The sequence below is a fragment of the Streptomyces sparsus genome (genome assembly GCF_054776295.1).
The window spans coordinates 1-2116 of sequence record NZ_BAAHCA010000854.1 but is presented as its reverse complement, the minus strand read 5'-3'; the positions used below and the strand labels follow the sequence as shown (position 1 = coordinate 2116).

2 protein-coding genes are annotated in these 2116 nt (G+C 74.2%); one reads left to right on the top strand and one right to left on the bottom strand.

Features of this window, described 5'->3' with window-relative positions; all coding sequences use genetic code 11:
• Positions 1–54: 54 nt before the first annotated feature.
• Entirely contained in the window at positions 55–978 is a 924-nt protein-coding gene (locus ACYVE9_RS24185; RefSeq protein ID WP_461030015.1) for a GNAT family N-acetyltransferase, read from the bottom strand.
• 334 nt (positions 979–1312) lie between these two features.
• Between ACYVE9_RS24185 and ACYVE9_RS24180 the strand changes: the two genes are divergently transcribed.
• Positions 1313–1858, top strand: coding sequence for an FHA domain-containing protein (locus ACYVE9_RS24180; RefSeq protein WP_461030014.1), 546 nt, complete (start codon positions 1313–1315; stop codon positions 1856–1858).
• The last annotated feature ends 258 nt before the right edge of the window (positions 1859–2116 follow it).

Sequence of the window (2116 nt, the reverse complement as noted above, 5' to 3'; positions counted from 1 at the left end):
AGCACGGCGGGCGCGCGTGCCGGGCGTGCGGGGCCGCGGACGGCAGGTGCCCCGTCAGGGCACCATGCAGTACCGGTGCTGGACGATCGGGTACCCCGCCTGCGCGAACGCGGCCGCCATCGGGGTGTTGCCGACGTCGGTGGCCGCCGCGATCCGCTCGGCGCCGGACTCGGCCAGTTGGCGGGTGCACTCCACCAGCAGGTCGTGGGCGAAGCCGTGGCCCCGCTGCTCGGGAACCACACCGATGAAGCCCACGCAGGGGCCTCCGGGGTTGTGCAGCGGTACCTGGATGCCGACGAGTTCGCCCGCGGGGGTGTACGCCAGACGCCACCACTCGCGCGGGGAGGGGCACCAGTGGAAGAAGTCCAGCTCCTCCCGGGCGGCCTGCCGACTCCCCTCGGTGCGGGCGGTGTAACGCTGGTGGGCGTCGAGCGAGCCCCGCACGATGCGCTCCAGCACCTCCAGGATCACCGCGTCGTCCGGTTCCGGACGGAAGACGAGCCGCCCCGGCCTGGCCGGCAGGCCGCAGTCGGGTGTCCACAGGTAGCGGAAGCGCTCGGTCAGCGGGCGGTAGCCGGCGTCGGCGGCCGCGTCGATGCGCAGCTCCGCCGCGCGCCGGACCGCCGCGTCCGCGCGCCAGCCGGGCGGCAGCACCAGTTCGAACTCGTGCCGCATCGGGATCTCACGCAGCAGTCGGGCGCCGCTCTCCCGGTCCACGCAGTCGAACCAGTCCAGTACGACCGGAACGTCGTCGTCGGGCGCGGCCCAGAAGGCCGCCCGGGCGACCACGGCCTGCCGGCCGTCGGCCCTGGCGCGCGTCGCCACCCACGTCCAGTCGGGCCGGTACTCACCGCCCGCCGCGAGGGTGTCGTACGCCCTGCCGAGCAGGGGTCTGCCGACCAGCGCGGGGTCGGGCATGGAGGTGAAGACGTCGCGCGCCTCGTGCTCCTGGAGCGCGCGGATGACCAGTCGGGTCACGGGTTTTCCTTCCGGAAGGCGTGGTGCGCTCCCGGTCGGTGCCAGGGGATCGCCCGGGGGCAGAGGCGGGAGCGCGGAACGGTACGGTCGTGCATCGCTGCTCGCCTCCTTCCTCCTCGTCGGGCGTCGCCGCAACCTACGGGCCGCGGCAGGGCACCCGCCACCGGTTTTCCCACGGGCGGTCGGCCCGCCCCCGGCGTGGTGCCGGGAAACGGTCCCGGGAGACGTTGCGCCGAGGTGCGAACCGGCGGGGCCCGGGGCGCGTCCCGGTCTGTGAGGAGCTGGTCAGCCTCCTTCTGGACAGCTCCGGTCCGGCCCGGGAGAATCGGTGTTCATGTCATCACTCGAGTTCAGCGCACAGCCCCCGCGGGTGTCCGACGCAGAGCGGGAACGTGCCCTCGAGGTGCTTCGTGAGAGCGCGGTGCAGGGGCGCGTCTCGCAGAACACGTTCGCGCGCCGGATGGAACTGATCCTGCTGGCCCGTCGCCCCGACGAACTGCGCGCGGTGCTGCACGACCTGGGGCCGGAACGCAGGCCGCCCGGCCTGGTGCTGCGCTCGGTGAGTCGCGTGTCGTCGTTCTCGCTGCGGCTGCGCCGGGCCTGGCGCGCGGAACGGCTGCCGGAATTGCTGCTTCCGGGACCAGGCCCGTACCCGCTGTCGATCGGACGGGCCCCTGGCTCGGTACTGCGGCTGAACGATCACACCGTCTCCCGGGCGCACGCCCAGCTGCGGCACACCGGCGAGGGCTGGCAGCTACGGGACCTCGGCTCGGCCAACGGCACCTGGGTCAACGGCCGGCGGCTGACCGGTTCGATCGCCGTCCGACCGGGTGACCAGGTCCGCTTCGGCCAGGTCGGTTTCCGCCTGACCTCACCCTGAGGGCCTGCCCCCGGCGGACTTCTCTCTGACGGCCTGATCCCCCTGAGACCCGAGGCCTGACCCCCTGGCGGCTTCCCGTGCGGGCCCTCTCGGGCGGGCGGGATCGCCGCGCGCTCAAAGCGTCGGCCGGGTGGCGGGCTGCGCGACCATCGCGGTGGCCACCCGGCGGAACCCCAACCCCGCGTAGAGCCGGGCGACGTCCTCGGTGGCCGCGGTCAGGAAGACGGTGCCGACGCCTCGGGCACGGGCGTCGGCGGC